A 15,660-nucleotide genomic window follows, 5' to 3' on the forward strand; every position below is an offset into this window, starting at 1 on the left:
ATTCGGTTGTGTGCTTATGAATTTGTTTTGAAACTAATTCAATCTCTTTGGATACTTTCTTGATGAAGTGACTTCTAGGGAGTGTATAGACTTCATTGGATGGTTTATAGACCATTCGGTCATATAGTGGATAGTAAGTATCTTTCTTCAAATATCTAGGGAGTCTAATAGTTTGTTTAAGTTTAGACTTTAAAGATCCAAAAAATCCTTTCATCGCTTCATCGACTTTACGAATAACCATTTGAGCTTGAGTCGTACTTAAGTAACGATAATGCTCACTATCTTTTAGTAGCTTATAGTTTTCGTTATAGGGTAAGTATTTTTGGGTTAGGATGAAATATTGTCTTACGTTATAAAGTGCTTGATTGTATAAACTTCTAGAAGCACGCATTAGGGATAAGAGAAACTGATGTTGATTAGGATTCAAATAGAGTCTAGTTTTTAGGGCTTTATAAGACATAAATCGTTTCCTCCTTTCCTACTTAAATTATACCATAAATGACTCATAAAATGTATATTTTATATGAATATTTAATTATGTATAATTATTAGAAACAAGGTGGTTTATAGAACCAATTAGCATGATTTTTATAAAACTTATAGAGTCTATATTCGATAAGTGAACAATAAATGACGAACTTTCCTAATAGATAAAAAAATAGCCGAAATCGGCTATTTCTTACTGTTTTTTTGTAGGACAAGGATTTTAACTTCACCGGCACCCATGAAGAAATATGGGTTTTGGTTTTCATCAAATTCATAGAACATACGAGGGCCAGCTTCATGCATCGCATAAAGAATACGACCTTCATTTTGATTGAGTTCAAAGCGTTTACGAATCGGTCTTAAATCGATTTTTACATGTTGAGCATCAAATGGGTTTGCGTTACCAACGATAATTAAGATTTCATCCTTTGCTTCATAAGCAAATCCAACTGGATTATACCCTTCTAAGAAGCTGATTGGCATATAATTCTTTTTATCTGTGATGGTATTGAGATATTTCTTACGAATTGGTTTGACTCTAGCTAGATTATCCGGGATATCATTGTGCATATGGTTTAAATAGTGTAATGCAAATTTATCGAATAAAGCCAGCTTCATATAGAATGGATCTTCAGGTGGTAACATGTATAATTCATTTGGTCTTGGGTCAATCCCTGTGTTCATTGGTTGACGTTCATAGACTTCTTGACCAGAGTTGATAAATGGTACACCATTAGGCATAAACATATTCATAACAGTTAAGAACTTGGATAGATTTTGACCACCATCACGAGCAGCTAGACGTGGGGTATCGTGGGTTTCACCACAGGCAAATACGGCACAATCTAAATCGACACTCTTATAATAGAAGTGGTGAAGTTTGCCTTCCCAAATATGAGGTTGCATCGAGAATCCATTACCAATAATCATATTGTAACCTAAGCCACGAGCGAACTTCGCATTATCTACATTGAGCTCTTCAGCGATAAATGCAAAATCAGGGTCAATAGCACGAGCAGTACTAATAATTTGATTGACCAATTCTTTAGGTAGCGCATGGCCCATATCGATTCTTGCACCATCAATACCATAGGTTTTTTGATAATGAGGAATGATGTTTGATAAGGTATCCCATAATTCCTTATTAGGTTTATGACCTGGGTATAAATTTGACTTAATGGTATCAAATAAGATGTAAGGTGCAACATTTTTATCTTCTAGATATTTAGAAGTTTCTGCAGGATGGTCTAAATACATTCTGAAGAAGGTGACATCGGTCCATGGTGGTTGGATATCGTTGATGTGGTCTGAGAATGCAGGTGCAATCGTAAGTCCAAAGTATTTATCCACTAAATCGAGAATAGAACCACCCTTTTTCGCATATTCTTTTTTCAATTTAGCCCACTGATCTTTATTCTGAGTCTTTGGATCAAATTGGAATCGATGGATGTGTTCTAATACTTTCTTATTCTTATAGACGGTTGGCATGTACTTCATTGTAGGTGAAACTGTACGGTCGTTGATTTCGTCAACATAAGGCGGATTGTATATAGGTAAATCGGAAGTCTTAATCCAATAGAACCATTCTGGATGGTCAATAATAAGATCACTTTCAGTCGCGTTTGTACGAGGGATGATATCAATCATCACACGCATACCTAGGGTATGTGCAGCTTCAACCAAGGCTTGAAATTGTTCATCGAGTGATAATGTATTTTCTACCATTGGGTCGGATAGACTTGGGTCTAATTCAAAGAAGTTTGAGACCCCATAAGGCGAACCCAGTTCACCTTTTTTGTTTTTAAGTGAAAATTTAGAAATTGGCAGTAAATAGATCGAGTCTACACCCATTTTGTCTAATAATGGAAGTAGCGCTAAGGTTTTAATGAATGTACCAGTTTCTTTTAAATGATAAATGTTATTTTCATCGACATAACCATTACGGTCATGGTCCCATGTCGTTGAGGTACGAATCATCATGGAATAAACGGTGGATTTTAAAATCCAGTCACCACCCATTTTGTTTTTAGGCACTTTAACGCCTTTAGATTGTGATAAAGATGAAACTTCAGTTGATTCGTAATTTTTAAGTAACACTTGATCAATGAGATCGATTAAAAAATCATAGGGATTCACTAACTGTTCCCCGTTATTTAAAATCGAAAGCGATGAATGACCAAACAGATTAAACATTTCCGGAATTGCATAGTTGAGCGGATAGTTTGGTTTATTCATCACCAACGCTTCGCGTAGTTTTAGTAATTTTGACATATAGTATCCTCACTTTACCATAACCTATTATAGCATGGGTAAACGTTATTCAGTTGTTTTCTAAGAAAAGAAGTAAGCGTTTACACACCGATTGTAAGAAAAAAAAGATGGTGGACCATCTTCTTATTTTTTAATTAAACTAACGCCAGTCATTTCGGCAGGTTGTGTTACTCCAAGAAGGTCTAACATGGTTGGAGCGACATCACACAATGCGCCGCCATCACGGAGTTTTAAGCCTTTTTTAGTAATGACTACTGGAACTAAGTTTGTGGTATGAGCTGTGTGTGGTTTACCAAATTCGTCACGCATTTTTTCAGCGTTTCCGTGGTCGGCTAATACGATAGCAACACCACCGACAGATTCAATCGCCTTTAAGACTTTACCTAAGCATTCATCGACAGCTTCAACCGCTTTTGTAGTCGCTTCGATTGAACCGGTATGTCCTACCATATCAGGGTTAGCAAAGTTTAAAACCATTGTGTCATATTCGTTGGTCATGATTGCAGCTACGACTTTATCAGTAAGTTCGTAAGCACTCATTTCTGGTTTCAAATCGTAAGTTGGTACTTTTGGAGAAGGAACTAAAATACGGGTTGCACCAGCTAATTCATAGTCAGCACCTCCATCAAAGAAGAAGGTGACGTGTGCATACTTTTCAGTTTCGGCTGCGCGGATTTGTTTTAATCCAGCATTCGCAATCACTTGACCATAAATGTTCTTTAAGTCATTGAGTTCAAAAGCGATTGGGCCTTTAACTGTATAAGCATAATGCATCATGGATACAAACAAGAGATTATTTGGAATATGGCTTGCATCAAAGGTAGCTTTACCTTCTGAGTAGTATTTGGATACTTCAGCAGGGTTTGAGAATGCGGTTGCAATACGAATGGCACGGTCAGGGCGGAAGTTAGCGAAAATAATCGCATCGTTTTCTTCGATTAAACCTTTTTTATTCACGATGAATGGTACAACAAATTCGTCCGTTACACCTTTAGCATAAGATTCTTCAATGCCACAAATAGGGCAATCTTTTTCTTCGCCTTTACCAATAGTCATCGCATCGACAGATTTTTGGAGTCGATCCCAGTTGTTATCGCGGTCCATCGCATAATAACGACCATGAACAGTTGCGATACGTGCGCCTGCTTCAATGAGTTCACGAACATACCCTAAACCAGAAGTTTGTGGGGTGTCTCTACCGTCTAAGAATGCATGGTAATACGTTTTGGATTCTAAACCGTGTTCTTTCGCTAAGTTAATTAAAGCGATGATGTGTTTACTTGAAGCATGAACCCCACCGTCACCAGCTAAACCGAAGATGTGTAATTTTGAATTGTGTTTCTTCGCATGTTCAATGGCTTGTAAGAAAGCTTGGTTTTGGAAAAAGGAACCGTCTTTGATGGCCACGTTTACACGAGTCAATGATTGATACACAACACGACCAGCCCCTAAGTTTAAGTGACCGACTTCGCTGTTGCCCATTTGACCTTCAGGAAGGCCAACCGCTTCTTCAGAAGCTTGGAGTTTGCTATTAGGATAATTCGCAAGAATAGAATCTAAATTTGGTTTTTTCGCAAGCCAAACCGAATTGGAATCACTTGCTGGGGCTAACCCTTGCCCATCGAGAATAATTAATCCGACAAATTTTTTTGTACTCATAGTATGCCTCATTTCTATTTTTACCACTGTTATTATATACTAAGTCTTTTCAAACTCATAATTGAAAGTGTTTACGAATATAAAAAACCATAATATATTCATATTACGCTTTAAGCCACCCCCCCCATCGGTTACAAACAGAAATAATTTGAATAAACTATTTATTAGTGTTGTTGTCTATGTTATAATTCGTTTCGTAAAGGATGATGGAAAATGACACTTCAACAGTTTTCAAATTTGCAGTTAAAATATCAATGGATTAGACGTAGTTTTTTAATTTTAGCCGTCTTATCTTCAATCGGGTTATTCTTTGGACAGTTTTGGGTATTACTCTTTATGATGGTTGCTTTATTTGTAAATTCATTTCTTGTTAACAGATTTAATAAAGTTGCTTTTAAGTTCAAAAATGAGTACCTTAAAACCGCTATAGAATCACGATTTCCAACAGTTAAATATGAGATGAACAATGGACTGTCTCAAGCGGATGTTTATGGGTCAAAACTCATTGAACGTGGGGATTATTTTCAAAGTGAAGACTTGTTATATGGGAAAATCAATCAAGTCAGATTCCGTACTTCCGATGTTAAAGTTCAGTTTGATCGGTTATCTAAAAGTGGTCACCAAAGAGTGACCCGTTTTCGTGGAAAATTTTATGAAATTGAATTACCAATGATTGTTAATTCACCTGTGTATATTGTCAATAATGGCGCTGAAAAATTTGGGATTAAACAAGGACTTACTAAAGTTGATTTTGAATACATCGAATTTAACAATGAAGTCGATGTGTATACCAGTAAACCGGATGCTGCCTTCAAGTTATTAAAACCAAAAGCAATGGAGGCTATTTTAAAACTTAGAAAGAAACACGGTTCGATTGCATTCGCATTTTCAAACAAAACTATGGCAGTCGCGATGGAAGGACGAAACAGCTTTGAATTTTACATCCATAGACGCGTATCTAAAAAATGGTTTGAACAAATCGAACAAGAAATTGAAACGCTCATGGATTTAGCAACTGCGCTACAATAAAGGAAGTACATAGATGAGTCTAGATGAAATTAAGAAGAAAAAATTACTGTATGAAGCACTAGAATTTATAGCGGTTTTGATCATGATTTTGGGTTTTGTTTCATTCACTTTTGACCCCTTTATTGGCGTATTTGGGTTAGGTACAGGTTTTGGATTATCAGTTTATGCCTCCAAAGCTTTTAGAAATATGAGCATAGATTTTAAGAAGACTTATATCAAAAAAGAATTAGAAGCATTGGTCGAAAATGCATTTTATGATCCCTTAAGTGGTTTTACAAGCAAAGCTGTTTACGATACTTTATTATTAAAAAGAGAAGACCGTTTTTATTCAGAGGATTTTTTATCAGGGATCGTATCAGGTCATGAATTTCGCTCATCCGATATCAAACTTCAAGATGTTAGACGATCCGGAAAAACGACAACTGTCGTCACCGTTTTTCAAGGTCGATTTTATGAAATCAATTTATCTGAAGCACAACCTCCCCTGTCTATATCGTAAGAAATAATTATATTGGTTTCAGCAGCAGGGTTGGTATGCCAAGAATTGATTTTGAATGGATTGAATTCAATAAAACGTTTGATGTCTTCAGTTCAAATGAACTCGAAGCGTTTAAGCTAATCAAACCACGATTTATGGAACAATTGGTCGAACTTAAGCAAATTTATGGTGCGATAGAAATTGCGTTTATAGATAGCAAACTCTATATTGCAATCAATAATGGTGTCGATTCTTTTGACCTCAGAATGTTTAGAGAAATCAATGAAAAGTATGTCGAAGCCGTTAAAAAAGAAATATCAGATATTAAACACCTCATCGAAACGCTTACATAGTCGAATAAAATTGACATTCATGTTTAAATTTTTTATAATGAGGCTGAGTTAATACTTCGGGGCAAGGTGAAATTCCTTGATCGGCGGTAAAGTCCGCGAACCGTTTTGGTTGAACTGGTGTAATTCCAGTACCGACAGTATAGTCTGGATGGGAGAAGAAAGAGGTTTTTTAGCCTGTTTTTTGCCGTCACCCTGGAGTGGCGGCATTTTTGTTCATAGGAGGATATTATGAGAACAAATTACAGTATTAAAAAACTCATTTTTATTGCTTCGCTTGCAGCCATTTCAGTCGTTTTCGGTCTAATCGAGATTCCACTCGGTTTACCGTGGCTTAAATTGGATGTCAGCGAACTCGCGATTCTAGTCGCAGCAGTCGTAATCGGATATAAGGGCGCATTTACCCTTGTATTAATCCGAGGTTTATTTAGACAATTGTTCCAGGGACATTTGTTCATGCCAACAGAGTTAGTTGGAGAAGCCATCGCGATGATTGCTTCAACAGTCATTTTGTTAAGCTATTATTTCATTTCAAAAGTACTTAAAACGTATCGAAAACCGCTAATTCTTGAAGCCGTTGTCGACCCACAACCGTTATCAAAGAAAGAAGTTATTGGTGTGATTGGTGGGATTACTGTACTGTTGACAGTGGTCTTAATCACTCTAAATATTTTTATTTTAACACCCATCTTTTTGAGCACGTATGATGCGATGTTTGGACTTTTCGGATTTGAACGTTTCTATATTACGGTGTTTCCACTATTAAATGATCCAGGGATGGCGAATATCTTTGGCGTAGACTTATCCAATTGGTCATTGTATTTAACCTATATCATCAGTAATTACGCTGTTTTAAACCTTGCAAAAGGGTTTATCACAAGTGTGTTATTTTTAACAATTAAATCGACATTGGAAAAAGTTGAGTTATAATAAAGTGTAAAGCGAGGTAAATTATGAAAAGATTGTTATATGCATTAAAAGAACCATTCATCCCAGCTGATATGAAACGCTTTTTATTAGAAGGTTTCTTAGCAAGTATTGTCTTTGGTGGGTTTATTGGGGCTTTAGATTTCTACCTAGAAAATTACTTTAACTCAATCTTAGCGATTTTTACCTACTTGATTTTGTATTTTTTCTTATCCAATCGTTTGTATAGAAGCTTTAGTCAATACCATATAGCATATTCGATACTGGCTATTTTCTTCCTACTATTGAGTGAGTACATGATGGGTTTGACAGCTAATTTGTTGATCATCCAATTGATCACAGGCAACGCAACCACCGTCTTCAGCAACTTTTGGTCAGCAATCGCTATCTTAAACCCATTGATTTATTTCAGTTATTTTTGGGTTTGGTTGCCTAATTTCGATGTCATCCTCAATAATATTTTACAAATCCTATTCACCATTTATTTTAGCTATAGCATCTATCAAATGATGAAACGCTGATTCGAAACCGCTTTTATTGGGTTACTGCTTTATTTTATTACCCCCTTGGGGTATAATACTTACGGAATATTGAGATACTATAAAAAGGAGAATATAATTATGCCATTTATTTCAGATGTGTATGCAAGAGAAGTACTTGACTCACGTGGAAACCCTACTGTTGAAGTAGAAGTTTACACAGACAGTGGTGCATTCGGTAGAGCTTTAGTGCCATCCGGTGCTTCCACAGGTGAATATGAGGCTGTTGAATTAAGAGACGGCGACAAAAAGAGATTTTTAGGAAAAGGTGTTTTAAAAGCCGTTGAAAACGTCAATGAAATCATCGCTCCAGAAATCATTGGTTATGCAGTAACTGACCAAGTAGCAATCGATAAATTAATGATTGAACTTGACGGTACACCAAACAAATCCAAATTAGGTGCGAACGCGATTTTAGGTGTTTCCATGGCTGTTGCGAGAGCAGCTGCTGATTTCCTAGGTGTGTCACTTTATAACTACTTAGGTGGATTCAATGCGAAACAACTTCCAGTACCAATGATGAACATCATCAATGGTGGTGCGCATGCGGACAACAACATCGATTTCCAAGAATTCATGATTTTACCAGTAGGTGCTAAATCATTCAAACAAGCAATCCAATGGGGTACTGAAGTATTCCACAACCTAAAGAGCGTATTAAAATCCAAAGGTTACAATACAGCAGTTGGTGACGAAGGTGGCTTCGCTCCAAACCTAGGTTCAAACGAAGAAGCAATCCAAGTTATTTTAGAAGCAATCAAGAAAGCTGGCTTCGAAGCTGGTAAAGATATTTTCTTAGGTATGGACGTTGCAGCTTCTGAATTCTACAATGCAGAAACTAAGAAATATGTTCTTGAAGGTGAAGGCGGCAAAGCATTCTCTTCTGAAGAATTGGTTCAATTCTATGTTGGTTTAGCTAACAAATACCCAATCATCACCATCGAAGACGGTTTCGACCAAAACGACTGGCATGGTTGGAAGTTATTAACTGAAGCGCTTGGAAACAAGATTCAATTAGTTGGTGACGACCTATTCGTAACAAACACTGAAAGATTAGCTATGGGTATCGAAAAAGGTATCGCTAACTCAATCTTAATCAAAGTGAACCAAATCGGTACATTAACAGAAACTTTCGACGCTATGGAAATGGCTAAGAGAGCTGGATATACAGCTGTTGTATCCCACCGTTCAGGTGAAACAGAAGATACTACCATTGCTGATATCGTCGTTGCAGTTAACGCTGGTCAAATTAAGACTGGTTCTGCTTCACGTACAGACAGAATTGCTAAGTATAACCAATTACTTCGTATTGAAGATGAACTTGGTGAAACTGCACAATTCCATGGTATCAAGTCTTTCTACAACTTAAAAAAATAATAACGAAAAACGCTCAGCTTAACTAGCCGAGCGTTTTTTTGCTTTAAAGTGCGATGACGATTCGTTTTACTTGATTGTTTTCAAGAAAGTAATACATAAAATCCTCTCTTGTCCAATCGAGATAGAGTTGAGCACCTAGATAGGTGATATCTGGGTGTTTATCTAGTGTCATCTTCAGAATAGAGTCCTTTAAAACATAATAGTGTTTGGGCGTCTCAATGACGTATGGTCCGTAATAATCGGATTTGATGGCACATGAGAAATCACCATCTAATGTAAATGAATGTATCGAAATCCAAGCGTCATTATATATTGAAACTGCATTATCCTGTGAGATGACTACACTAGTTTGGTTGGTATTGGTGTAGCTCGCGAATTGATAGTCCACCTCAATCAAAGTTGAATCATAGACCAAGGTATCATCTAGAAGCCTAACCGTAATGTGATAAAGGTCGCCTTGATATTCTGCCAAAACTGAGTAGACTCGTTGTCCTGTTTCGATTATAACCCATTGATCACCATATAAAGGGAGTCCTAATTGAGGTTCTTAAAAGTCGTTAAAAACTGGATCCATATGGTGCTTTTTTTCATGTATATTCATCGACTTTTTAACCGTTATATTAACACTAACTAAACTAAATGTCATTTCATTTTTAGTAAATATAACGAGGTAATCTTGACGATTTAAATTGTTTGCTTGGTTTTGTGAATGAACCGATATACCATATGGTATAATTAAAATGAAGTTGGTGACGCTATGAAATTAATCACTTTGTTTCAAAATGGAACATCCTATACATTTGATGAACTCCTTGAACAAACCCATTTAGACCCTAAAACCTTATCGAGTCAACTCGATTTATTGGTAAGCGAGAAGAAACTTGTTAAAAAAGAAGCTTTGTACGCTTTAAGAACGACTTATGCAATTGGATTATTAGACATTAAGAACCAAGGGTTTGGTTTTTTATTACAAAAAGAAGAAGACCTCTATATTTACGAAGAGGATTTGGGGTTTGCTTTAGATGGTGACCTCGTTTTAGTCCATGTAGGTAGACGTAATAAAATCGTTGAGGTATTGGAACACAATACCCTTGAACTGGTGGTTCATGTTAAGAAAATCAATACTCAAGTACTGTTTTTACCGATTAAACCGTTAAGATTAAAAATTGAAGTTGAAACCCAACAAACCTTTTTAGGGGGTGAAGTTTTACTTGTTAGACTTGAAAAATACGAAGGTAAAACCGTATATTCAACCATTATAAAATCACTAGGATTTGAAACAGACCCAGGTATGGATATCCTTGAACTGGTCTATCAAGCTAATTGGCCTTATGAATTTTCAAAAGAAGCAATCGATGAGGCAGAATCTGTAAATCCAGTCGACATCGCACCACGTCGTGAAGTCACAGATGAACTCATCGTGACGATTGACGGTACGGATGCGAAAGACTTAGATGATGCTGTCGCGCTTAAAAAAGAAGACGACACCTATAAACTATCGGTTCATATCGCCGATGTCTCAGCGTATGTTACTACTGATTCATTCATCGACCGTGACGCCATCCAAAGAACCACATCGGTGTATTTAGCCGATCGTGTGATTCCGATGTTACCACGAAAACTATCCAATGACTTATGTAGTTTGAATGCGGGAACGCGTAAAAAATGTTTATCGGTTACGATGTGGTTGGACTTAGATGCGAATGTCATTGACCATAAGATTGAACAAACTTGGATTACTGTGGATAAGCGCCTAAACTACGATGAAGTTAACCTTTTCTTAGATGGAGAAACCACACTTTATACCAAAGAAATCGAACAAATGATTACGGATATGGCATACATCTCCGATATTTTAGAAGAGAAACGCAGAGCCCGTGGGGCTTTAGAGTTCAAATCCCTTGAATTCAAATACGAAACCGATGACTTAGGTAATATCATCGATATCCATCCGTATGTATCTGGTCGTGGACAAAAACTCATTGAATCGTTCATGGTCTTAGCCAATGAAACCGTATCGATGCATCTATCCTCGATGGAATTACCATGTATTTATCGTATCCATGATAAACCAACAGAAGAAAAATTAATGAATGTGATGAATATGTTAAAAGAAATGGGCATTAAGATACCTAAACTACATCATATCACACCGAAAACACTTCAAAATATTCTCGATAAAGTCGAAGGTCATCCACTCGAAATCGTGATTCATACCATGTTATTAAGAGCGATGCAAAAAGCAGAATACAGTGGAAAAAATATTGGACACTATGGCCTAGCATCGACATTCTATTCACACTTTACGTCTCCAATTAGACGTTATCCAGACTTACTTTTACATAGACTAATTAGAGCATTCTTAATTGAAACCGACAATTTTGATCAAAACTATCGTTACTACGAATCGGTCATTGTAACGATTGCGGAAAAATGTTCAATGATGGAACGTAAAGCGGATGAACTCGAAAGAGAAACCGACAAATTGAAGACCACTCAATTCATGGCGAATAAGAAGAACCAAGTCTTTGATGCGATGATTTCTAACATCACTAAAGCCGGTATTTTCATTCGCTTAGAAAATGGTATTGAAGGGTTAGCACCGGTTCGTTTGATGAAGGATTACTACTATTTTGATGATGTTCATTTGACCCTAAAAGGTAAAAACAATAAAAATACATACTCCATTGGAAACCCAATCCGAGTTAAACTGATCGATTGTGATGTCGTTTTAAGACAACTCACATTCACTGTATTAGAGGAAAAAAACTATGAAAGAAAAGATTTCAATCGTAACACAAAACAAAAAGGCAAGGCATGATTATTTTATAGAACAATCCTATGAAGCTGGACTCCATTTAAAGGGTACGGAAGTTAAATCGATTCGCGATGGAAAAGTCTCTGTAAACGATGCCTATGTTCAAATCAAACAAGGTGAGATTTTCATCATTAATATGCACATTTCACCCTACACATTCGGTAATTTATTCAATCACGAGGAAACCCGTACTCGTAAACTTTTGATGCATAAAAAAGAAATCCTCAAGATTGAAGCCAAGATCAAAGAAGACGGTTATACTGTAATCCCTTTAAAAGTGTATTTTGTAGAGGGATTAGCGAAAGTCGAAATCGCGATTGCGAAAGGTAAAAAACTATTCGATAAACGCGAATCTTTAAAAGAAGAAGATGCGAAACAACACATGAAGAAAACACTCAAGGAGGCTTTCCGACGTGAAAGTTAAAGTTGGATTGATGTTGGGTGGCGGTGGTGCTAAAGGTGGATACCAATTAGGCGTCATAAGAGCCCTTCAAGAAGCTAATTTAATCGACAAAATCGATTGTATTGCTGGTACCTCAATCGGTGCAATCAATGGTTTTTTGTTGATGACTTTAAACGATGCGAATAAAATGAGTGAAGTTTGGCATTTAGCACAAGCTAAGAACCCCATTAAACAAAAGGCGTTTAGGATCAATCAAGACCGTGAAGGTCTATACAGTTTAGAAATTCTTAGAGAAGTGTTCGAACACTATATTGATGATAAAAAAGTTAAAAATGCGAAAGCAGATACCTATGCTGTTGCAGCCAAAATTATAGATACCAAGAAAGTTGCTTCTCAAATTCGTACAGGTAATCATGAGAAAACCGTATTTCATTTAAATTCGAATCCCAACGCGTTTGATGCGGTTATTGCTTCTGCATCCATTCCACTCTTTTTTGGGGCTACCTATATTGATGGCGAAGCGTATGTGGATGGTGGACTCATCGACAACAATCCTATTGATATCCTTTTAGAACAAGGATGCAATGTGATCTTAAGTGTGCCACTAGATCAAGGATTTAACTATAAGCAATTTGCGAACAACAAAGTCTTATTCATCAATTTTACAGACTTCAATGTATTCAGTTCATTACCGTTATTTGATGCTTATGATATCATCCGCTTCACGGAAGAATCCATTGAAGAACGTAACAACTATGGGTACTTAGTTGCAACTGACATCATTGAAAAACTCCGTGCTCAAAACATCTTAAAACGTAGTTTATTTGGAATGAATGAACAGTTCGTTAAAGTAGATAAGTTTACGTACTTTGAAGCTCCAGAAGAAACCTATCAAAAAATAAAACAATTGAAAAAAGAACGACGCATTACCCGTAAAGAATATAGAAAACGTAAATCTATACAAGAAAAAATCATTAAGAAGGTCACACGAGGTGAATAAATGCAAATCATTGAATTTTTACAATCCTTATCCAATCCAGTACTAGACTGGACCATGCGCATCATCACAGAGGTAGGCGATCAATATTTCTTCATCCTATTGGGCGCGATTTTGTACTGGACCGTCGACAAGAAATTCGCTTTTAAATTGATGGTTTCTTATCTCGGGTCTGCATTTATCAATGGTGGACTTAAGGCAATCACGAATAAACCACGTCCTTACCAAGAGGGTGCTAGAGCAATCCTTCAAGAAACCACTGGTTCGTCCATGCCAAGTGGACATGCTCAAGCCTCAGGTGCTTTAGCCATCAACCTATGGAATGAGTATTACTATGCTAAGTGGGTTAGAGTATTGATGATCGCTATGATTATCCTAGTTCCACTATCAAGAATGTACTTAGGACAACACTATTTAGAAGACGTTTTGGTCGGTTTGGTGCTGGGGTTGATTTTAGGTTCAACTTTCATGTTCTTACTTGGGGTAGGAAACTTTGATAGAGAACACATCCGTGCTTTATATCCAATACCTGTTCTCCTCATTTTGATGGTATTTTTCCACGAAGAACCCCTGTTTGTTGCAGGCGGTGCTTACATTGGATTAGCAGTTGGTTATTATTTTGAAAAACTTTATGTCAAATATAAGGTTGCCGCACCATTAAAAATCCAGATTATAAAAGTAATCCTCGGCCTAGTGATTGCGTTAGCACTCAAAGAAGGACTCAAATTCGTACTACCTTACAGCTTATTTGAATCAGACCCACAATCCATTTGGGTTCTCATTCTTGATTTCGTTCGTTACTTACTCATCGGTTTATGGGCGAGCCTTGGGTTTATGTGGGTAGCGAAAAAATTATTTAAGAGAGTGAAATGAAATCTAAACTAATCGCACTTTTGCTCACCCTACTGACAGTTTTGAGTGCCTGTGATGCTAAGCCCTTAACTCCAATTGAAAAAGATCCAAATATAGTAGCTTATGAGCGCTTGTTTGATGACTCAAAAGAAAAATCATTTACCATTGAAATCACACAAAGTGAATGGAAGAAATTAGATCAGTATATGGTGGAGTACTTCAACCGATATGGTAACTATAAGACCGACGCAGTTGTGGAAGCGAAAATGATTTATGAAGACAAAGAAGGTCAAATCATTGCAGATAACATTGCTTTTCGTAGTCGTGGTAACACTTCACGAACCCGTTTAATCAACGATGAAGGGCAATTGAATACCGCGAGTTATAAAATCTATTTTGACAAAGCAGTTTACGCTGATAAAGGTTCAGCACTTGAACAATCGATCAAAAATCGTCAAATATTTGGTATGACAGAACTGAGTTTCAAGTTCAATAAAAATTGGGACTCTACCCATGTAACCGAAAAGTTTTCGTATGATTTATTCAGAGAATTTAGCGTATTTTCACCAAAGATGACCCACTCAAAACTTTATTTGAAGATTGGAAACACAACACATTTTTTGGGATTATTTAGTGTGTTAGAATCCATCGATCAAGCCTTTTTAGATAAACGTTTTCCAAATGAATCCGAAGGCAATCTCTATAAAGTCCTTTGGCAACAATTTGGTTCAGCTACACTAGAAACTGGGTATGACCCACGTGCTATTGGGATAAAGAATGAAGACTTAAATTATTTCCCAAGTTATGATTTAAAAACAAACAAAAAAGCGTTTGATAACAGTGAATTAATTTCGTTTATTCAAAATATTAATACCCTTGAGGGAGAAGCATTTAAAACCTATTTAGACGAACATTTTGATGTTGAACGTTTACTTAGACTACTCGCTGTGGGTGTTTTATTGGGCAATCCCGATGACTACCGTGCGATGGGTAATAATTATTATCTATACTATAATACTGCCCAAGAAAAATGGACGATGATACCTTATGATTACGACCATGGTATGGGCCAAGGTTGGGATGGTAACCCTGTATTTTCTAATTGGTCAATTGGTATGGATATCTACGCTTGGGGAGATTTAAGTAGTGTTTTACAAGGTAGACAAGTCAGCCATGTCCTAACCGATAAACTCTTTCAGATAGAAGCATATCAACTAAAATACGAGATTTACTTACAAGATTTGATCATATCCGATTTATTTAGTGTAGAAGCTTATAGAGAAAAGTATGAAACTGTAAAGCAACTTTATGAAGATGATATCTCACAATCCACATGGCCGTTTTATTTTGGTCAACGAAATGTCTTCACCTACATCCACGATAAACGTGAAGACGTATTAGACCAATTGAATTATTACCGAAGTAACCCATCGAAAAGACCCTAATTTCTGAATGATTTTGCTTGAATAATAGG

At 36.6% G+C, this 15,660-nt stretch carries 15 protein-coding genes and 1 riboswitch; of the genes, 11 read left to right on the top strand and 4 right to left on the bottom strand.

Translation table 11 applies throughout. From position 1 onward, the window contains the following. From N7603_RS06840 to gpmI, 3 genes are all read right to left on the bottom strand, one after another. Positions 1-460, bottom strand: a 460-nt coding sequence (locus N7603_RS06840) for a helix-turn-helix domain-containing protein (protein ID WP_262096669.1), incomplete at its 3' end; no start/stop codon positions are given. 212 nt (positions 461-672) lie between these two features. Beyond that, the gene (locus N7603_RS06845) at positions 673-2,757 is read right to left on the bottom strand and encodes an alpha-amylase family protein (protein WP_262096670.1); all 2,085 of its coding nucleotides are present in this window, start codon (positions 2,755-2,757) and stop codon (positions 673-675) included. A gap of 123 nt (positions 2,758-2,880) precedes the next feature. Continuing rightward, positions 2,881-4,416: a 2,3-bisphosphoglycerate-independent phosphoglycerate mutase gene (gene gpmI, locus N7603_RS06850; protein WP_262096671.1), complete on the bottom strand. Its 1,536-nt coding sequence runs from the start codon at positions 4,414-4,416 to the stop codon at positions 2,881-2,883. Between the two features lie 213 nt (positions 4,417-4,629). Here gpmI and N7603_RS06855 point away from each other — a divergent pair, with 213 nt between their 5' ends. The 6 genes from N7603_RS06855 (at position 4,630) to eno (ending at position 9,116) form a co-directional block, all read left to right on the top strand. Then, on the top strand, positions 4,630-5,445 hold the full coding sequence (locus N7603_RS06855) for a DUF3137 domain-containing protein (protein ID WP_262096672.1): 816 nt from the start codon (positions 4,630-4,632) through the stop codon (positions 5,443-5,445). Between the two features lie 13 nt (positions 5,446-5,458). Then, on the top strand, positions 5,459-5,944 hold the full coding sequence (locus N7603_RS06860; protein ID WP_262096673.1) for a hypothetical protein: 486 nt from the start codon (positions 5,459-5,461) through the stop codon (positions 5,942-5,944). An 11-nt stretch (positions 5,945-5,955) separates the two neighbouring features. Beyond that, a complete protein-coding gene (locus tag N7603_RS06865; protein ID WP_506737414.1) occupies positions 5,956-6,276 on the top strand; it encodes a DUF3137 domain-containing protein in 321 nt (106 codons plus the stop codon). Between the two features lie 48 nt (positions 6,277-6,324). Further along, a riboswitch (FMN riboswitch) is annotated at positions 6,325-6,440 on the top strand. Positions 6,441-6,504: 64 nt separating this feature from the next. After that, complete coding sequence (locus tag N7603_RS06870) at positions 6,505-7,203, top strand: ECF transporter S component (protein ID WP_262096675.1); 699 nt, start codon at positions 6,505-6,507, stop codon at positions 7,201-7,203. A 23-nt stretch (positions 7,204-7,226) separates the two neighbouring features. Beyond that, the gene (locus tag N7603_RS06875; protein WP_262096676.1) at positions 7,227-7,721 is read left to right on the top strand and encodes a hypothetical protein; all 495 of its coding nucleotides are present in this window, start codon (positions 7,227-7,229) and stop codon (positions 7,719-7,721) included. A gap of 99 nt (positions 7,722-7,820) precedes the next feature. Next, positions 7,821-9,116 (top strand): phosphopyruvate hydratase, encoded by a 1,296-nt coding sequence (eno, locus tag N7603_RS06880; protein ID WP_262096677.1) that lies wholly within the window; start codon positions 7,821-7,823, stop codon positions 9,114-9,116. A gap of 43 nt (positions 9,117-9,159) precedes the next feature. On the opposite strand, the gene N7603_RS06885 is transcribed toward eno, so the two are convergent. Continuing rightward, positions 9,160-9,588: a hypothetical protein gene (locus tag N7603_RS06885; protein WP_262096678.1), complete on the bottom strand. Its 429-nt coding sequence runs from the start codon at positions 9,586-9,588 to the stop codon at positions 9,160-9,162. A gap of 285 nt (positions 9,589-9,873) precedes the next feature. Between N7603_RS06885 and rnr the strand changes: the two genes are divergently transcribed. Genes rnr through N7603_RS06910 form a run of 5 tightly spaced genes read left to right on the top strand, consistent with a single transcriptional unit; the run spans position 9,874 to position 15,631 of the window. Next, positions 9,874-11,937 carry a ribonuclease R gene (gene rnr, locus N7603_RS06890; protein ID WP_262096679.1) on the top strand — a complete coding sequence of 688 codons (2,064 nt, stop codon included), beginning with the start codon at positions 9,874-9,876 and terminating at the stop codon, positions 11,935-11,937. Then, complete coding sequence (gene smpB, locus N7603_RS06895; protein WP_262096680.1) at positions 11,888-12,358, top strand: SsrA-binding protein SmpB; 471 nt, start codon at positions 11,888-11,890, stop codon at positions 12,356-12,358. Before rnr ends, smpB begins: the two co-directional genes overlap by 50 nt. After that, complete coding sequence (locus N7603_RS06900; protein ID WP_262096681.1) at positions 12,348-13,337, top strand: patatin-like phospholipase family protein; 990 nt, start codon at positions 12,348-12,350, stop codon at positions 13,335-13,337. Before smpB ends, N7603_RS06900 begins: the two co-directional genes overlap by 11 nt. Beyond that, positions 13,338-14,207, top strand: coding sequence for a phosphatase PAP2 family protein (locus N7603_RS06905; protein ID WP_262096683.1), 870 nt, complete (start codon positions 13,338-13,340; stop codon positions 14,205-14,207). Then, entirely contained in the window at positions 14,204-15,631 is a 1,428-nt protein-coding gene (locus tag N7603_RS06910; RefSeq protein ID WP_262096685.1) for a CotH kinase family protein, read from the top strand. The genes N7603_RS06905 and N7603_RS06910 overlap by 4 nt, the downstream gene beginning before the upstream one ends. Positions 15,632-15,660: the final 29 nt, after the last annotated feature.

The organism is Paracholeplasma vituli (assembly GCF_025446935.1).
Lineage (GTDB): Bacteria > Bacillota_I > Bacilli_A > Acholeplasmatales > UBA5453 > Paracholeplasma > Paracholeplasma vituli.

Excerpts from the sequence above, each read along its gene's own strand:
- smpB (WP_262096680.1), top strand. The coding sequence starts at position 11,888 with ATGAAAGAAAAGATTTCAATCGTAACACAAAACAAAAAGGCAAGGCAT.
- N7603_RS06905 (WP_262096683.1), top strand. The coding sequence starts at position 13,338 with ATGCAAATCATTGAATTTTTACAATCCTTATCCAATCCAGTACTAGAC.
- N7603_RS06875 (WP_262096676.1), top strand. The coding sequence starts at position 7,227 with ATGAAAAGATTGTTATATGCATTAAAAGAACCATTCATCCCAGCTGAT.
- N7603_RS06855 (WP_262096672.1), top strand. The coding sequence starts at position 4,630 with ATGACACTTCAACAGTTTTCAAATTTGCAGTTAAAATATCAATGGATT.
- rnr (WP_262096679.1), top strand. The coding sequence starts at position 9,874 with ATGAAATTAATCACTTTGTTTCAAAATGGAACATCCTATACATTTGAT.
- gpmI (WP_262096671.1), bottom strand. The coding sequence starts at position 4,416 with ATGAGTACAAAAAAATTTGTCGGATTAATTATTCTCGATGGGCAAGGG.
- N7603_RS06860 (WP_262096673.1), top strand. The coding sequence starts at position 5,459 with ATGAGTCTAGATGAAATTAAGAAGAAAAAATTACTGTATGAAGCACTA.
- eno (WP_262096677.1), top strand. The coding sequence starts at position 7,821 with ATGCCATTTATTTCAGATGTGTATGCAAGAGAAGTACTTGACTCACGT.
- N7603_RS06845 (WP_262096670.1), bottom strand. The coding sequence starts at position 2,757 with ATGTCAAAATTACTAAAACTACGCGAAGCGTTGGTGATGAATAAACCA.
- N7603_RS06910 (WP_262096685.1), top strand. The coding sequence starts at position 14,204 with ATGAAATCTAAACTAATCGCACTTTTGCTCACCCTACTGACAGTTTTG.
- N7603_RS06870 (WP_262096675.1), top strand. The coding sequence starts at position 6,505 with ATGAGAACAAATTACAGTATTAAAAAACTCATTTTTATTGCTTCGCTT.